At 61.7% G+C, this 16,881-nt stretch carries 9 protein-coding genes; 2 read left to right on the forward strand and 7 right to left on the reverse strand.

Annotation, left to right across the window (positions count from 1 at the left end):
* Window positions 1–46: 46 nt before the first annotated feature.
* On the reverse strand, window positions 47–1,459 hold the full coding sequence (locus MTX23_RS22845; RefSeq protein ID WP_280972441.1) for a mannose-1-phosphate guanylyltransferase/mannose-6-phosphate isomerase: 1,413 nt from the start codon (window positions 1,457–1,459) through the stop codon (window positions 47–49).
* A 439-nt stretch (window positions 1,460–1,898) separates the two neighbouring features.
* Between MTX23_RS22845 and galE the strand changes: the two genes are divergently transcribed.
* Window positions 1,899–2,903 (forward strand): UDP-glucose 4-epimerase GalE, encoded by a 1,005-nt coding sequence (gene galE / locus MTX23_RS22850; RefSeq protein ID WP_280972442.1) that lies wholly within the window; start codon window positions 1,899–1,901, stop codon window positions 2,901–2,903.
* 76 nt (window positions 2,904–2,979) lie between these two features.
* On the opposite strand, the gene MTX23_RS22855 is transcribed toward galE, so the two are convergent.
* Window positions 2,980–3,240 carry a hypothetical protein gene (locus MTX23_RS22855; RefSeq protein ID WP_280972443.1) on the reverse strand — a complete coding sequence of 87 codons (261 nt, stop codon included), beginning with the start codon at window positions 3,238–3,240 and terminating at the stop codon, window positions 2,980–2,982.
* 66 nt (window positions 3,241–3,306) lie between these two features.
* Between MTX23_RS22855 and MTX23_RS22860 the strand changes: the two genes are divergently transcribed.
* Window positions 3,307–4,536 (forward strand): hypothetical protein, encoded by a 1,230-nt coding sequence (locus MTX23_RS22860; protein WP_280972444.1) that lies wholly within the window; start codon window positions 3,307–3,309, stop codon window positions 4,534–4,536.
* Between the two features lie 143 nt (window positions 4,537–4,679).
* On the opposite strand, the gene MTX23_RS22865 is transcribed toward MTX23_RS22860, so the two are convergent.
* From MTX23_RS22865 to MTX23_RS22885, 5 genes are all read right to left on the reverse strand, one after another.
* A complete protein-coding gene (locus tag MTX23_RS22865; RefSeq protein ID WP_280972445.1) occupies window positions 4,680–9,641 on the reverse strand; it encodes an Ig-like domain-containing protein in 4,962 nt (1,653 codons plus the stop codon).
* A 310-nt stretch (window positions 9,642–9,951) separates the two neighbouring features.
* Window positions 9,952–11,763 carry an ABC transporter ATP-binding protein gene (locus MTX23_RS22870; RefSeq protein ID WP_280972446.1) on the reverse strand — a complete coding sequence of 604 codons (1,812 nt, stop codon included), beginning with the start codon at window positions 11,761–11,763 and terminating at the stop codon, window positions 9,952–9,954.
* Window positions 11,760–12,776 (reverse strand): glycosyltransferase family 2 protein, encoded by a 1,017-nt coding sequence (locus MTX23_RS22875; protein ID WP_280972447.1) that lies wholly within the window; start codon window positions 12,774–12,776, stop codon window positions 11,760–11,762. Before MTX23_RS22875 ends, MTX23_RS22870 begins: the two co-directional genes overlap by 4 nt.
* Window positions 12,773–15,712, reverse strand: a complete 2,940-nt coding sequence (locus tag MTX23_RS22880) for a glycosyltransferase (protein WP_280972448.1) — start codon at window positions 15,710–15,712, stop codon at window positions 12,773–12,775. Before MTX23_RS22880 ends, MTX23_RS22875 begins: the two co-directional genes overlap by 4 nt.
* Complete coding sequence (locus tag MTX23_RS22885; RefSeq protein WP_280972449.1) at window positions 15,709–16,872, reverse strand: glycosyltransferase; 1,164 nt, start codon at window positions 16,870–16,872, stop codon at window positions 15,709–15,711. Before MTX23_RS22885 ends, MTX23_RS22880 begins: the two co-directional genes overlap by 4 nt.
* Window positions 16,873–16,881: the final 9 nt, after the last annotated feature.

The following is a 16,881-nucleotide window of genomic DNA, read 5'->3' on the forward strand; positions in this document are numbered from 1 at the left end:
ATGACGAACGGCGCGTCGACTCCAGGCAAATAAAGCGCGAGCGATCTCACGCGCGCTGATAGTCGTCCTCGATACGGATGATGTCGTCCTCGCCGAGATAGCTCCCCGTCTGCACCTCGATCAGCTCGAGCTGGATCTTGCCGGGGTTCTCCAGCCGGTGCACCGCGCCGATCGGGATGTAGATCGATTCGTTCTCGTGCACGGTCTTGATCAGCTCGTTGACCGTCACCTGCGCGGTGCCGCGCACCACGATCCAGTGCTCGGAACGGTGGTGGTGCTTCTGCAGGCTGAGCCGCCCGCCCGGCCTGACGATGATGCGCTTGACCTGGTGGCGGTCGCCATTGTCGATCGACTGGTAGGAGCCCCAGGGCCGATGCACCTTGATGTGGCTCTCCGTCACCTCGGGCGCCGTCACCTTCAGCTTCGCGACCAGCCGCTTCAGCCCGTTGGCGTCCTTCTGCCGCGACACCAGCACCGCATCCTGGGTCGCCACCACGACAAGATCGTCGACGCCTTCGAGCGCGACCAGCGCGCGGTCGGTCGCGACGCTGCAGTTGCGGGAATCCTCGAACACCGCAATTCCCCGCGCCGCATTGCCCTGGCTGTCCTTGTCGGAGAGCTCCCAGACCTGGCGCCACGAGCCGATGTCGGACCAGCCGCAGGCCACCGGCGCCACCGCCGCACGCGCGGTCTTCTCCATCACCGCATAGTCGATCGAGATCGCCTTGGCCGCGCCGAACGCCGGCGGGTCGAGCTTGACGAAGCCGAGATCGCGCGCGGCCTCGGCCACCGACTGCTCGACGGAAGTCACGCTGTCCGCGTCGACGTTGCGATACTCATCGAGCAGCACCGCAGCGCGGAACATGAAGTTGCCGCTGTTCCAGAGATAGCCGGCATCGATGTAGCCGGCCGCAATTTCCGCATCCGGCTTCTCGACGAATTTGGCGACCGCGCGCACCTCGCCGGCGACCACTTCGCCCGGGCTGATGTAGCCGTATTCGGTCGCCGGCCGTTCCGGCTTGACGCCGAAGGTCACGATGCGGCCCTGCTCCGCCGCCGCCAGCCCCTCGCGGCACGCCGCGACGAAGGCTGACGTGTCGCGCACCAGATGATCGGCGGCGAGCGCCAGCACGACCGCATCACTGTCACGGGTTTGCGCAAACGCCGCACCGGCGGCGATCGCCGGGCCGGAATCGCGCCGCATCGGCTCGAGCAGCACGTCGGCCTCGCGGCCGATCTCGGCGAGCTGCTCCAGCACCATGAAGCGATAGGCCTCGTTGGTGATCACGATCGGCCGCTCGAACAGGGTCGGGTCCGCGACCCGCAGCAGCGTCTCCTGGAAGGTCGAGCGCGCCCCGAACAGCGACAGGAACTGCTTCGGATGCACCTCGCGTGAGGCTGGCCACAGGCGCGTGCCCGCGCCACCGCACATGATCAGGGGGATAATTCGTCGGTCCATCGATATGCCTCACCTCCTGACAAGATCTCGCCATGGCTCAGCAAGAATGGTGCCCCCCGGCAGCAACCCGTGTTCTGCTGATTGAGGCATCCGAGCTTGCTGCAAAAGACGACGACAACTTCATCCATGTGAAAGTTGGCCGAACAAGGACCATCGCTCCACATTTTGCACGTCATATTTCTGTCTCTTGCGATTGGTCTATGGTGTTCGCTTCCCGCTCCACTCCTTTCAGGCGAGCAAGACAGCGCAGCTGCTGCTTTCCCATTCCACCCCTCTCATTGCCGTTGTATCCTCTGCGCCGAAAGGGATGTCCGGCCTCTACCTCTGGTTACACCTTTAGAAAGAACTTTCCTTTGTGATGACGACGGCTATCTGACACCGACCTGCTACAAGTGCACATGCAATCTGTACATCCAATCCAACAACGCAGAGACGCTGAATGATCCTGGTAACTGGAGGCGCCGGCTATATCGGCTCACATGCTTGTGTTGCCCTGCTCTCGGCAGGTGAAGAGGTCGTCGTCCTGGACAATTTCTCCAACAGCAGCCCCTTGGCACTGGAGCGCGTCCAGCAGATCTGCGGCAAGCGGCTGACGGTGGTCGAAGCCGATATCCGCGACCAGGGCGCGATCGAGAAGGTCCTCGCGCAACACGGGTGCACGGCGGTGATGCATTTTGCCGGCCTGAAATCCGTGCAGGACTCGGTGGCCCAACCACTCGAATATTACGACCAGAACGTCATCGGCTCGCACCGGCTGCTCCGCGCCATGCAGAAAACCGGCGTGAAGAAAATCGTGTTCTCTTCCTCCGCGACCGTCTACGGCACGCCGAAATTCCTGCCCTACACCGAGGACCATCCGCTCAACGCAATCAATCCCTATGGACGCACCAAGCTCATGATCGAGGACATGCTCCGCGATCAATATGCGAGCGATCCGACCTGGGCGGTGGCGATCCTGCGCTACTTCAATCCGGTCGGCGCCCATGAGAGCGGCTTGATCGGCGAGGACCCAAAGGGCGTTCCCAACAATCTGGTGCCGTTCGTGGCGCAGGTCGCAATCGGACGACGTGAACGGCTTAACGTCTGGGGCGGAGATTACGATACGCCTGACGGGACCGGCATCCGGGATTATATCCATGTGATGGATCTGGCCGACGGCCACGTATCCGCACTTGCGTTGCTGAGCAGTCCGAAATGCTTTGCCGTCAATTTGGGCACAGGCGCAGGTAGCAGCGTTATCGAGGTGATCCGCGCGTTCGAAGCAGCGAGCGGCAAGCCGATTCCCTACGACATCAAGCCGCGCCGCGCCGGCGATCTTGCCGCCTATTACGCCGCAACCGACTACGCCACGAAGCTGTTGGGTTGGAAAGCAACTCGATCACTTGAAACGATGTGTGCCGATCACTGGCGATGGCAAAGCGCCAATCCGAACGGATACACCTGACGTCGCTTTGCGGCCAAGTGCATGCAGGTTGCGAACTTTGGGCGCAACGGCTTCCTGATTGGCCACGTCTGACCGGTCACTTGGGAGCGGCGCCGTCGTCCGGCTTGCCGCCATTCGCCACGCATTTGTTGTAGTAGTCGATTTGCTCGCGCCCCGATCCTTTGGCGCTTCCCGCCGCCGGGTTCCCGGGCAAACGCGGCGGAAATTTTGCCGCGGTCAGCGCATGGCACTTTCGGGCGACTTCGGCCGTAATTGCCGATGCGGAACTGGGAACCAGACTCAGCGTCAGGCATACCAGCGCGAGCGTCGTGCATCCGAACTTCAAGCTGGGGAACATGGGACCCTCGTCTAGCCAGGCCGCGCTGACAACGCGCCGCCATCGTTGGCACATATTCTAGTCCAAATGCCGCGATTTGGTTCAAGCGAAAAGCCCATGCAACGGGGATCGAAGCTGGCTAAATCTGCAACCATGCAGAATGCGACCCGGCAGGAATCGGCGAGTCCGCGCGACTTGATGCCGAACGATGATGGCCCGTTGGATAACAGTTCCAACGAGGTTCAGTTCGCGCTGGTCATCGCCCGCATGATCGACACCGTCGAGCATAGCCCCGAGCACCTCCGCCAGGCGGTCTACGATCTCGCCCGTTACAAGCTGCGAGAGCAGTTCACTCCCGCGGATGAAAAGGACATCACGCAGACGCAGCAGGCACTCGAAGCAGCCATTCGCGGCGTCGAGGAATTTTCCAGGCAGCAGATCGCTCTCGCAGCGCCGCAGGTTCCGAGACTCGAAGACGGTTCCGGCGCAGCGCGCGGCCTCCCTGCCGCCGACCTCGACCGGCCAGCTTGGCAACGACGACCGGCCGTCTCGATCGATCCGGCTCCGGCGGCGCGTAGAAGGTCCTCCCATCCACTTTCGCCACTCGTCATGCGGACCATTGCGGTGCTGCTGATCGTTGGCGGGGCCGCGGGCGTCGTCCAGCAAAGGGAGCGGCTAGCATTCTGGGTGCAACACTGGTCGCACCCGCGGGAGCAGGCTGCTGCCACCATCCAACAGCGCGCGCCGATAGCGGCGATCACGGCTGCAGTTCCCGCCCCGCCCCCAAAGCCCAATCCGTTGCGACCGACGGATTACGGAGTCTATGCGGTCGACCGCGCTTCCCTGACCGAGCTGCAGCTACTGCCTGGCCGTCCTCCGGACATCCGTGTCGCCGTGTCGGCCGCGCTGCGAACGCCGAGCCACACGATGCTGTCGAACGGACATCCCAAATTCATCGTATTCCGCCGCGATGCCGCGACCAACATCGCCGACCGCGCGGAAGTTCGTGTGATCGCCAAGGTCGCGCGGGAATTCTCCGCCGAGGTTGCAGGCAAACGACCTGAGGATGGCGACAGCTGGGTGATGCGAAACATCGCTTTCCCGTTTCGCGTATCACCACTACCTGACAATCCGGAAATGTATGAGCTGCACAGCGAAGACCCCGCGCTACAGCTGACGCCAGGCCGTTACGCGCTGGTCGTGAAGAACCAGGCCTATGATTTCACCGTCGATGGCGAAGTCATCGATCCCAAGCAATGCATCGAGCGGATCATTGCGACCAACGGCACCTTTTATTCCGACTGCAAGAAACCTTGAGCCTTTCTGGGAGGGGACACGCAACACTGTCAGGGTGTCCAGGACCGCTCCCAGAACGTCCCGACATCTGCGCAGTCGGCAACCGGACCTTCCGCAATTTCAACCGGTGGTCCGGGCGTCGATTGTCGAGGGTCTCGCGAACTCTATTGGTGAAGCATGAAGTTGTGAAACTCCGCGAGATGAACATCCGGCGATATCGCAACGTGGAGGGGCTGGACATGGTCGGTCGCCGGCAAGGCTGAACGGAGGCTGTCGAGCTGCGGCATCGCTGGATGGTTGACGGGTTCAAGATTGAAATCGGCCGCGCTTGCCGATGAACCGGCGCGATCAAAGGCAAAGCTGTCGCCCGCCATCCGCGCGGCTATCGGAGCTTGTGGGACCGGCGTCCGTTGTTGCGGCGTCGAAACCGAGCCGAAATCAAATCCATCCATGGGCGGATCGATCACCAACGTGCCGCCGCTTCCGTCGTTCGAAAGATTGAACGTCGAGTGCGTGTAGTCGCCGACCAGCGAGAGGTGTGCCGTGTGGTTTTGGGCATCGGCAACGGTCAGCACGCCGCCGGTTGTATCTCCTGAATAGGACGCGGACGTTCCAGCCCCGAAAGCAATGTCCTTCAGGTCGATCTGGTTCGAATTGGACGCGGTCCCGTCGCCGCTCAGATGGATCAGCTTTCCGGTAAACTGTGACGCGTGATCGAGCACCAGCGTGCCGGTTGCGGCATTGAAGGTGATCGATCCGGAAACCGCACCGGTCAGTTCGAGCTTGGCACCGGCCTCGATCGTGGCCGGCTGGCTCATATTGCCCAAGGTCAGGATGATATTTCCGGAGATGTCGAGCACCGTTGATGGCGTGTTGACCACGCCGTCACCGTTGAGGTCCTGGTGGAAGACGGCCTCGACTGACTTGAGTGACGCGTCGCTTCCGGACACGTTGTTGATGATCTTGGACGCGAAGTTGCCGTTGCTGTCGGTGCTCCAGGCCGCGTACTGCCCGCTGACGGAATCCTTCCAGGCCACGTAGTAGCCGCCCGACGTCGCTTCCGCGCCAATCGGCGACCAGGTGCCGAATTGCCCGGCGACGACGGCGGCACCGGCGTACTTCAATGTTGGTCCCTGGCTGCCGCCGATCGCGTCCAGCAAGTAGTTGTTTCCAAGCTTGTCCAGACTGGTTGCACCGGATGCTTCGATCGACGTCGTTGAGATCGGCGTCGAGCTGACCGGCGGGACACCGATCACGCCATCACCATTCAGGTCCTGGTGGAAGACCGGCTCGATCGATTCAAACGACGAACTGGTTCCCGACACATTGCTCAGGATCTTGGACGCGAAGTTGCCATTGCTGTCGGTGGTCCAGACGGCGTACTGCCCGCTCACGGAATCCTTCCAGGCGACGTCATAGCCGCTCGCGGTCGCCTCCGCGGCAACCGGCGACCATGTGCCGAACTCTCCCGCGGTGACCGCCGCGCCGGCATACTTCAGCAGTATCGCGGCGTCTGCAATCGACATGTAATAGTCGCTTCCGACCCTGGTGAATGACGTCGTTCCGATCGACTCGATCGTCGTACCGACCACCTCCGCCAGGACATTGGAGGACCGGCTCTGATTGCCGACTTCGTCGGTCGCGGTTGCGGAGAGCTCGTGCACGCCGCCAGCGAGCGCACCGGTGCTGACGCTCCACGTACCGTTGGATGCCGCGACCGTGGTGCCCAGCAACACCGTCCCGTCATACAATTTGACCGTGCTTCCGGCTTCCGCCGAGCCGGAGGCAGTGATGCTGCCAGAGGCAAGCGTGGCCGAGACCAAATTGGGGGCCAGGGGTGGCTGCGTATCGACCGTCACATTCAACGCGACAGAGGCAGCGCTGAGATTGCCGATGGCATCCGCGGCCTTGGCAGTGAAGACGTGGCCGCCGTCGGCCAGCATTGTCGTCGCGAACGACCAGGCGCCGGTTGCGTCGGCGACCACAGTCCCGACGAGGGGCGCCTGGTCAAAGACTTCGACGGTGACGCCGGCCTGGGCACTTCCGGTCAGAGTCAGGTGATTTGCGGCGGTAAGGCCGGAGGCGGTCACACCGCTATCGGCTGAGAACGAAGCGGTTGGAGCCGCCAGCTCCGTCATCGTCATCGGCGTGTTCCAGTCGGTGACGAATGCGACGTCCGACGCCGTCAGCTGGGTGACGCCGACAAGGTGCAGCGTGTCCGTTCCTCTCGCATAGTGGACGGTCCAGACGTCACCGACATTGGTCAGGTAGGCGGAGGCATCGTAACCTTTCAGCGAGAGCTTGTCGTGCTCGGTACTGGTGCTGGTCAGAGGATGGAAATCAGCGATCGTGACATAGCCACTGCCCGGGGTGTAGACGAAGGTGTCATTCCCCGCGCCTCCGAAAATCCAGTCGTTGCCGCCGCCGCCGTTGAGGACGTCGTCGCCGCTTGAGCCCACGATACGGTTGGCCAGTTGATTGCCAGTGCCGGTGAGCCCGCCCATCATCATGGTCAGGTTTTCGACGTTGTCCGGCAGAGTATAGGAAGTCCAGGCTTCGACACTGTCGATGCCGCCGCCGGGATTCTCGATGATCTTCTGGTTCGGGTTGTTGACGACGTAGGTGTCGTCACCGGTCCATCCGACCATCGTGTCATCGTAGTTGAACGCGGTGATCTTGTCGTTGGCCGAGGTCCCATAGATCGTATGGCTGCCGGTGCTTCCGTTGATCCAGGATGTGATCAGGCCGCCGACCGGGAGCGAACCAGGAAGCTGGAAATCGTCGCTGGTCAACGACGAGATCGTGGTGTTGCGCAAGACAAGAGTGTCCTGGCTCGTCAGCGCCAGATAGACGTCGTTCCCGACCTGGGTCATCGCCGCCTGGATGTCGCTGAACGAGGTGAAGGCAAAGCCGTTGAGCTGGATGACGTCATGCCCTGCCCCCGAACCCGGGGCGAAATCGGTGATGATGTCCGAACCGTCCCCGGCATTGAAGACGAACGTATCCGCGCCGCCGCCACCGGTCAGGATGTCATTGCCGAGCCCGCCGGTGATGACGTTCGCGGCATCATTGCCGATGATGATGTTGGACTGCGAGTTACCGGTAGCGTTGATCGCAGCTGAACCGGTAAGCGTCAGGTTCTCGACATAGTCAGGAAGCGTGTAGGTGACCGATGATTTCACCGTGTCAATGCCGCCACCATAGCTTTCGACGACCTTGGCGTTCGGGTCGGAGACGATATAGGTGTCGTCGCCGGCGCCGCCGCTCATGGTGTCAGCGCTCCCCGCTCCGTCGATCAAATCGTTGCCCGATGTGCCGGTCAGGGTGTCCGCGCCCGCGGTTCCGGTGATCGTGTTGGTCGGCGCACCGCTGGCGAGCAACGTATAGTTCGCCAGCGTGTATTCCGGCAGCTGATATGCGGTAATGGAATCGATCGATACGCTCGCCGTCGCGTCTGGGGCGGCATTGCCGGCCCAGCTCCCGCCCATGGCAAGGTTGGCGATCATGTACATCGCCGTGTTCATGTCGGAGGGTGTGGCCACCTGCCCCACCTCCGCACCGTCAACGAAATAGGTCAAGGTGTACGGCGTCCATTCGACCGCGAAAGTATGCTGGCCAGCGGTCAGATCGGCGGTATTCGCCCAATATCCCTGGGCAGGTGTGGTCGAGGACCGGAAACCCCAATGCGACTGATCGGGATGCGTGCCGAGCGCTTCGAGCACGTCGAGCTCCGTGGCGAGACCGTGCGGATTGGTGGGCAGCATCCAGAACGCAGGCCATGCGCCAGGCGTGCCGGACAGCGTAGCCGTCATTTGAAAATAGCCGTAGGTCTGGGCGAAGCTGTTCTGGCTCGAGATCATGCCCGACGAGAACTGGTGATTGCCGACATACGGCGCATCGCTCGCGGGCAGCGGCTGCGCGGTGATGACGAGATGGCCGTCCTGGATCGAGAATGGGTTGAGGCCGAGCGGCGCTGACGCCTGGCTTCCCGGCAATCCCGAAAAGCCCGGGTCGACATAGACCTCCTGCTCACCCGAGAGCGAGTAACTCGCTGGGCCGCTCCAGGCATAGCTCGTGCGCCATGTCAGGTGCGGGTCCTGGCCCACTGAGAGCGTGTTGAAATCGTCGTTGAAGGTCTGCACCATGTCAGTGCGCGGCTCGACGATATTGATGTTGGCCGCCGTGAAATCCCCGACCTTGGCATTGTTCATCCTGATGGTTTCGCCGCTGCTGAGCGTGAGGACGGTATCGGTGCCGACCTGCCTCATCGCGGCGGTGACGTCGGACAGCGTGTGGAAGCCGGTGCCATTGAGTTGCAGGATGTCGCCGCCGGCGCCGGTCTTGAAATCGGTGATAACATCGTTGCCGTTGCCGACAGCAATGACAAAGGTGTCGATGCCGCCGCCGCCGTTGAGCACGTCATTACCCTTGCCGCCATCGATGATGTTGTTGCCGGCATTGCCGATGATGATGTTGTCGAGATCGTTGCCGGTCGCAGGCGATGAGTAGCTGCCCCCCAAAATCAGATTCTCGACATTGGGCGCATTGACGAGGCTGTAGCCGTCGATCATCCCGTCGTTGATCGTATCGATGCCCTGGCCGGGCTGTTCGACCACCTTGGTGTTGTGGTCGTACATGAAGTAGGTGTCGTCGCCCGCACCTCCGATCAGGGTGACGCCGGTTCCGAGCGCCTGCAGGGAGTCGTTCATCGCACTGCCGGTCAGCGTGCCGCCGGCCTGGACCGTGAGCGCCGCCGTGTTCGGCGCTGCGCTGCCCTGAAGCGGATTGTCGAGCACGACATTGGAGGCGACAAGCGAGGAAAGCGAGACGTTCTGCAACGTCAGGGTTTCGGTGCTGGACAGGGTGACGACCGTGTCGGTTCCCACCTGCCTGGCGGCGGCAAGAAAGCTTGCGAAGGTCGGAAACCCGTAGTTCTGAACCCGCAGGACATCACCGCCGACGCCGGCCTGAAAGTCGCTGATCGTGTCAGAGCCATACCCCTTCGAAATAGCGAAGATGTCGTTGCCGGCTCCGCCGGTGAGAAGATCGTTTCCAGTGCCTCCGAAGAGAATGTCTGATCCGGAACTTCCGACGATAACACTCGCGTAGGTTGAGTTTACTGTCATGATGGCTACTGTGCTCCTTTGCACTCACACCCATCACGAAGGCGTTCAAGTGGGTTTACGAACTTCGAAACAAATTGAAGCATGCGCGTGAATTCACGGACTCACGTGCGCATGAGTTGCGAGAAGTTCCTCTTTGGGAACAACGCGCTCAACAAGCGCGCGGATCACGCCACGCTCGGTACCGAGCTCTCAGCCTTGATCTAACCCGTAGTGCTAAGGGTGAGGAAATGACCGCGCAGTGTCCAACGCGCATGGCCGCGGAACTTTCAACCTCATGATCCGCTAGCTAGACTGCCGCGCGACGGTCAGCTCAGCGCACCGCCCGGACGGCTCCCAAGCGAAGGTTTCGAGAAAAGAGATTGCTGGAGTCCGCCAGCAGCTTCGCCGGGGGCCCTTCCGCGCAGACCCGGCCACCCTCGAGGCACACCACGTGATCCGCGTCGAGCACCGACTCCAGCCGGTGGGTAATGAGCAGCAAGGTCCGGCCGTTGAGCTGCTGCTGGATGGCGCGCTTGACACTGTCCTCCAACGAGCGATCGAGAGCGCTCATGGCCTCGTCAAGAATCAGGAACTCAGGCTTGCGTACGATCGCGCGGGCAAGGCCAAGGCGCTGGCGTTGTCCGCCCGAAAAGCGCGTGCCGTGCTGCCCGATCCAGGAGTCGTACTTGTCGGGCAACGCCTCAACGATTTCCGAAATACCTGCGACGCGCAACGCGTGCAAAATCTCCGCCTCCGACGCGTCGTTCTTGGACATGCGCACATTGTCGATCACCGTGCCTTCGACGAGGTCGACGTCCTGGCCGGCAATCGCGAGCAGGCCAAGCCATTCCGGTCGGCGGAGATCCTCAATGGGGCGACCATCGACAAGGATGCATCCCTCGGTCGCCGAATAAAGACCGAGCAGAAGGTTCACGATCGTGGTCTTGCCCGCCCCGCTCGCACCAACGAGCGCGGTGATCTTGCCTGCCGGAATGTCAAAGGAGACGTCGCGAAGCGCCGGATCGGATCCTGCATCGTAGCGGAAGGTGACGTTGCGAAACGAGATCCTGTCGCCCAGCCTGTCGATCGCAAGGTGTCCGGGCTTCGGATATTCCTTGTCGTCCTTCGCCAGCATCAGGCGGATGGAGCGCAGCTGCGGTTCGATCTGCGCCATGTACAGCAGGCTGGTCTCCAGCTCGCGCATATGCGGCTGCAACCGATAGAGCAAGGCAACCGCTGTAAGACTGGTCGCAAACCCGATTCCCCACATATTGGCGGACGCGATGACGAGGCAGAGCACCACAAGGTATCCCACTTCCGTAAGCGGAGACACCAGCGCGGACAGGCGCGCGAGTCCCAGCGCGACCCGGCGCGCCTCCGCCGACGCACCCTCGAAACGCTCCTGGTGCACCTTCTCCTGGCCATACGCACGGATCGTCCGCATGCCCTGAAGGGTCATCAGCATGTGCTCTCCCAGTCTCTGGTGAACCAGCTTCACTCCGCTGCCGAGTTCCTGCATCGGCCTGGAAAGGTGACGCATCCCGGCGGATACGGCCATCGATGCCGCGATTGCCATCACCGTAATCTTCACCGAAAGCGCAAGAAGAAACGACAGGAAGAGAACGATCGAGCAGGAGCTGACGATGATGCGGGTCAGGTTGCTGTAGGCTCCGGAGATCAACCATGTCTCGGTCCCAAGAACCTCCATCAGGTAGGCTTCGTCATGGCGCTGAAAGAACGAATATGAGGTCGACAGATATTGCAGATGGACGCGGTTGCGCGCGACTTCATTGATCTGCTCGCCGACATGGGCGCTGATCAGCGTATTGGCGAAGGCCAGCGCGCCGCGCACAATGATGAGAAGAAGCACCACCAGAGCGGTCTCAGTCGAGCTGTGAAACCAGCTGGTCGCATGCCGGAGCGCTTCGCCCAGAATGCCGCTCGTCGACGTCGCGAGTTCCACCTGCCCCATCGCAAGATAGAAGAAGAGCAGCACCAGCGTGATCCCGACCGTCTCGGCCAGCGATGACGCCACGCCAAGGACGATCAGCAGCGGCGTCGCCCAACGCGGCAACGGTGCCACCTTGAGGAGCCGCCACAGTTCGGCCAATGCCGCGCGCCGCGCGGCTCTCTGCCTCTTCATATCGTCTGTGTTTTCTGCCATCGGGATTGACTGGGATCACCGATCAGGAACGACGGCGATGGCCGTCGGAGCTTTCTGTGCCGCAGGCTGCGGACCGTCCACCACACCGCGGAGACGATGTCCCGCGGCAGGTCAAGCACAGCGACCTTGACCGCCAGCGCGGGATTTCGCCCGAACAGCAGCATGAAGACCGGTGCAAAGTAACCCACACGACCACCAGTCAACGCTCTTCGAAGCAGCCACCGGGCGTAATTGCTGATTCCGCGATCCAGCAAGGCAATGCGATCGGGATGTCGAGCCGCCATCTCATCGGCAACCAGCATCCAGGAGCGGAACATCCGCGTCATGTCACTGGACATGTTATTCGGCAGATAGCGGTAGCCGATCTCATATTCGGGAACCACCGCGAAGTGATAGCTTTCCGCGACGCGGCAATAAAACAGCAGATCTTCGCAACCCTGAGCGCCCGATGCCCGCAGGCCGCTCTCGAATCCGCGCGCCGCGATCAAGGCCTCTCTGCGGACCATCGCCGCACTTCCGTTGCCGATGAAATTGCCCTCGAACAGATAGTCCAGCACGTCGCCGGCATGAAACACGGGATCGGATTTCACGCTCACGCGGCTCTTCGCGTCGATCCAGGCGTACCAGCTGTAGACGAGGCCCGTTTTCTCTCCCCCGTCAATCATGGCCTGGAGCTGCCGCTCGATCTTGCCCGGCGCCCACAGATCATCGGCGTCGATGAACGCGATGAATTCCGCACGCGCGGCCTGCCACCCGGCATTACGAGCGGCCGCCACACCGGCGTTAGCCTGCCTGAGGATCGTGATACGCGGATCGCGGTCCGCATGCCGCTCCGCGACCGCGAGCGTGTCGTCTGTGGATCCATCGTCCACCACGATGATCTCGAGCCGCTCATGCGACTGCGACCGGACGCTGCGAAGCGTCTCGTCGATCGTCGCCTCGGCGTTGAACGCTGGAATGACGACACTGACCAGACACGTACCTGTACTCATTGATACCGCTCCAAGCAGTGCACAAATGCCTCCAGATTTTGGTCGCCCCTCACCTCGATGCGCGGAAGGTCGAGCAAGTTATCCTGCAGCCTGGCGGCCCGGTCGACCGTGTTGAATATGGCCTTATAGCCGCACTCCGCCGCGAGAATTCTGAGCCGCTGGTCGGTGCATCCAAAAGGAGCCGCAAGCGACGTCGTCGGGCGCTCCAGCCAGGTCTCGAGCTGGATTCGTGACCGCAGTAATTCTTCGGCAAGTTCCGAGCTTGAAAGCCTGTCGCTGCGAGGATGGCGCGCGAGGTGACTGCCAAACATCGCGCCTTCGCCGGCAAGCGCAATGATCCTGCCGGCATCCATCAGCGGCGCCGGCGTTCCGAACGGTGCGTCCCACTCGGCTCGCGCGCCGACCAGATCAGTGACAATGAACACTTCCGCGGAGAGGTCATTGGCTTTCAGTATGGGCCACGCCTGTTCGGCAAAATCCTGATATCCGTCGTCGAAGGTGATCAGCAGCGGCCTGCCTTCAAACGGGTGGTTGTTGGCCACAAACCATGCCAGCTGCTCCGAGTTGATTGTGTGGTAGCCATTTCTCCGTAACCACAACATCTGCGCGGCAAAGGCATCCGGATCGACACGATAGCGCGCAAGCTGCTCCGGCCCATCGGTTGCGACTCGATGGTACATCAGGACCGGAACGAGCGAGCGTCTTTCCGATTGCAGGACTTCCGATCGCCGCCTGATGGCGCCATTCCGCACGACAAATCGCGCGACCTCCCTTTCGATAGGCGCATCAATTTGCGCAACCGTCACCTGCGGCTCGGGCGCAACCTCGTCAGGCGCAAGGCGCCGGTAGCGATCGACGCGATAGAGCTCGGTCTGTATCGATGCCTCAAGCGCGAGCTCGGGCAACTTTCCCATCACCCGCGCAATCGTCTCAGCTCCGTACGGATTTTCCCAATCGAATCCGGTGCGAGACGTATCGTCCTTCAGGACGTAACTGTGCGCAGTGATGAGATGCCCGCCGGGACGCAAGGCTCGCGCGATCCTCTGCGCAACGCGCGCCAGTTCCGCTTCGTCATCCAGGTAATAAAGCGCCTCGGAGCAACAGATGAGATCCATCGCATCGGGGAGACGGTCGGCCGATAGATCAAGCTTGGCGAAATCCACGTTGCAGATTCCGTCACATCGCAAGCGAGCCCGAGCGAGCGCGGTCGATGAAATATCGGATGCCAGGAGGTGCCCGACCTTCGGCGCCAGCTGCCGGCTGAAATGCCCTTCCGCGCAAGCCAGCTCGAACGCACGTTGCGGTGGCTCAGGCGGCAATAACTCCAGTTGCCGACGGTACTTCTCCTGCTCGTAGGGCGAGCCGTAGTTCCATGGATCCTCTCTTTGAAAGAACCTCTCCCAGAACACCTCACGTCCAATGTCGCATGGACCTCCTTCGACAGCATGGCTCTCACTGCTGCCCATGCCCGGTACCAGCGCGCTGGGCACAGAGCGCGATTTGGCTTCGCTCGCTATGCGTTCCTGCAACACCTGCAGCCGGTGCCGGTGGCTATCCGGCTCGCTCCGCGCAGGCCTCCGAACTCGCCTTATCAGCCTGGCGGGCCGGCTCAGATGTCGAAGTCGCCAGCCCCTGCCCATAGGCAAATGGGCGAGGTGTTCGCGAATCAGCTTCACCCAGAATTCGAAATCCACCGCTCCGATCAATCCAACATCGAGCAAGGCCAAGACCTGCTGTCCATCGCACATGTAGATGTAGAGCCGGTCGACATGACGGGGCGGGTAAAACGCGGGAAGCCGCTGAAGGTCGACGCGGAGACCCAGTGTCAGGGCAAGTTCGCGCGGCGCCGAGAGGTCATCATAGTCCAGCAGGATGCGCTCGAACCGATACTGGATCTTTCGAGCTTCTGCCGGATCACTCCAGACTTTCCCGATTGCAGTGATCAGCTCGGTCACATGCTCGCCAAACTCCCGCCAGCGACCAGCCAATCTCGCCGGCGTTGCACGAGCCCCGACTGAGACTGAGTCCAGCAAGCTATAAGCAATCTGATCGGCCGCGGTTGTCGATTGCGGTATATCGGCAAGCACCGCTCGTGAAAGGCCGCTCCTATTCCCTCGAGCGCAGTCGATGCCGCAGCACCAAAGCGCGAAATAGGCATGCGCTGCCGCTTGTGACCTGCCGAAAGCGGCTGACGCACCGTTCTGATGCTCCGGCGCCGCATTCTCCACCCGTCGATCAGTAGAGAATCCACGAGCAATAACAGCATTCCCGTCAGCCAGCATTTGCTGGACGTCGCTGGACAACGAATGCTCGCTCGACCAATAGTAACTGAGCAACTCATCGACATGTATCCAGTTGCCGCCGGTTCGCGCGATCCGCTGCCACAGATCCCATTCCTCGCAGGTTCGAAGGTTGGCATCAAAACCGCCAGCCCTCATGACTGCGCTTCTTTTGACAAGGACACCGTGAACGGCAACGGGACAACTGCGCGCGAACGCTTCGAATGGATTGGCCGCAACCGCTGCATTGCGATAGCGAGGCGTCTGGTCGCCATCAGGCATCACGCGACAATGATCACAGCAAGCAGCGATCGCGGAGGGATTTTCATTCAACGCCGCGTTCATTTTGAGCAGAAATTGCGCGTCAATCCAGTCGTCGCTGTCGAGGAATAGAAGCCGCTCGCCGCCTGCATGGGACAGGCCGATATTGCGCGCGGTCGATACGCCCCGCCCGTCGGACCTCAGCAACGCGAAGCGACTGTCCCGCGCGGCATATTCGGCAATGATTGCGGGCGTTACATCGACCGAGCCGTCGTCAACGATCAGCGCTTCCCATCCAGGATCGGTCTGGCCCAACAGGCTTTCAAGCGTCCTGGCGATGGTTTTCTCAGCATCGCGCGCAGGGATTACGATCGAGGTAAGTGAACCGGCCATCATTCGCGCTTCCCCTTGCTGTGGTAAAAGCGGAATCCCGACATGCAGCCGGCGATCTCCTCCTTGAGAAAGCGGTCGTCAACGCGCTTGCGTCCGACGGCCCTGCGGAGCAGCCGGTAGGAGTACCATGTCGGAAGATACAGATACGCGCGCACCCGGTTTTCCTGAAGAGCTGTTCGCTCATACTGGACCAGCAGCGCCGCGACGTGGCCTCGCATGTAGTAGTAGATTTGGCTAGCGAGCCCTTCCATCGTCCGTCGGTGAGAATGGAACGCCACGGAGGAAGGCGCGTAGCGGCAGGTGTAGCCGTTTACGAGCAAGCGGTACCAATATTCCGAATCCCCGGAGCATCCTGCCTGGCCGACGTCGAGACGTTCATCGAACAGACCGATCCGTTCAAACACGTCGCGGCGGAATGCCATGCTGGCCCCGGCGCCGATGTCCCACGCCGGGAACGCATCCCGGCGATGCGACTTGAAGCATGAGCTGTCGAAGTCCCGCTCCAGGTAACCCTTGCCGAATCCCCAATAGGTCTCGAAGTGCCGTTGCGCCTCGGTTGCCAGTTCTGCCGGAAGGACGAGCCCTGTCACGGCGGCGATCTGCGGCTGATCGAATGCGGCCACCAGTCGCTCCAACCAACGTGGGTGAAGCAGGACGTCGTCGTCGGTGAAGGCCACGATGTCGCCAGTCGCGCGAAGCACGCCGGTATTGCGGGCGAAATCGAGCCCGGGCCGGTCTTCGCGTATGTAGATCACTCCCGCGGCCGACGCGACATCGCGCGTGCGCCGATCTCGTGACGCGTTATCGACCACGATGATCTCACGCGGCCGAAAGCTTTGCCGCGGCAATGATGCGAGGCACGCGGCGAGTTCTTCCGGCCGGTCCCGTGTACAGATCACCACGCTTGCCGAGACAGTCGGCTTGACCTGCCTTTGCAGTTCATCCCCGATAGCCTGGAGAAAGTCGGCATCGACGTGACCAATGCGCGAGCCGATCTGCCGCCCCTTATGCATCAGCACGTGGCCGATCGGGCGATCCTCGTGCCAGAACACGGTCATGCCCTCGCGCAATTCCGTTCCTGCGATGTCCGCGGGCGACGTCATCGCGACATGCGCGACCCCCTCGCCTAGCGGCAGGTCTGTGATCGAAGGGAGCATGGCCATTCGTTGCTG

This window comes from Bradyrhizobium sp. ISRA436, from assembly GCF_029910015.1.
In the GTDB taxonomy this organism is placed as follows: Bacteria; Pseudomonadota; Alphaproteobacteria; order Rhizobiales; family Xanthobacteraceae; genus Bradyrhizobium.

Coding starts and splice junctions, on each gene's coding strand:
- MTX23_RS22885 (WP_280972449.1), bottom strand. CDS start 16,872: ATGGCCATGCTCCCTTCGATCACAGACCTGCCGCTAGGCGAGGGGGTC.
- MTX23_RS22845 (WP_280972441.1), bottom strand. CDS start 1,459: ATGGACCGACGAATTATCCCCCTGATCATGTGCGGTGGCGCGGGCACG.
- MTX23_RS22880 (WP_280972448.1), bottom strand. CDS start 15,712: ATGATGGCCGGTTCACTTACCTCGATCGTAATCCCTGCGCGCGATGCT.
- galE (WP_280972442.1), top strand. CDS start 1,899: ATGATCCTGGTAACTGGAGGCGCCGGCTATATCGGCTCACATGCTTGT.
- MTX23_RS22870 (WP_280972446.1), bottom strand. CDS start 11,763: ATGAAGAGGCAGAGAGCCGCGCGGCGCGCGGCATTGGCCGAACTGTGG.
- MTX23_RS22860 (WP_280972444.1), top strand. CDS start 3,307: ATGCCGCGATTTGGTTCAAGCGAAAAGCCCATGCAACGGGGATCGAAG.
- MTX23_RS22855 (WP_280972443.1), bottom strand. CDS start 3,240: ATGTTCCCCAGCTTGAAGTTCGGATGCACGACGCTCGCGCTGGTATGC.
- MTX23_RS22875 (WP_280972447.1), bottom strand. CDS start 12,776: ATGAGTACAGGTACGTGTCTGGTCAGTGTCGTCATTCCAGCGTTCAAC.
- MTX23_RS22865 (WP_280972445.1), bottom strand. CDS start 9,641: ATGACAGTAAACTCAACCTACGCGAGTGTTATCGTCGGAAGTTCCGGA.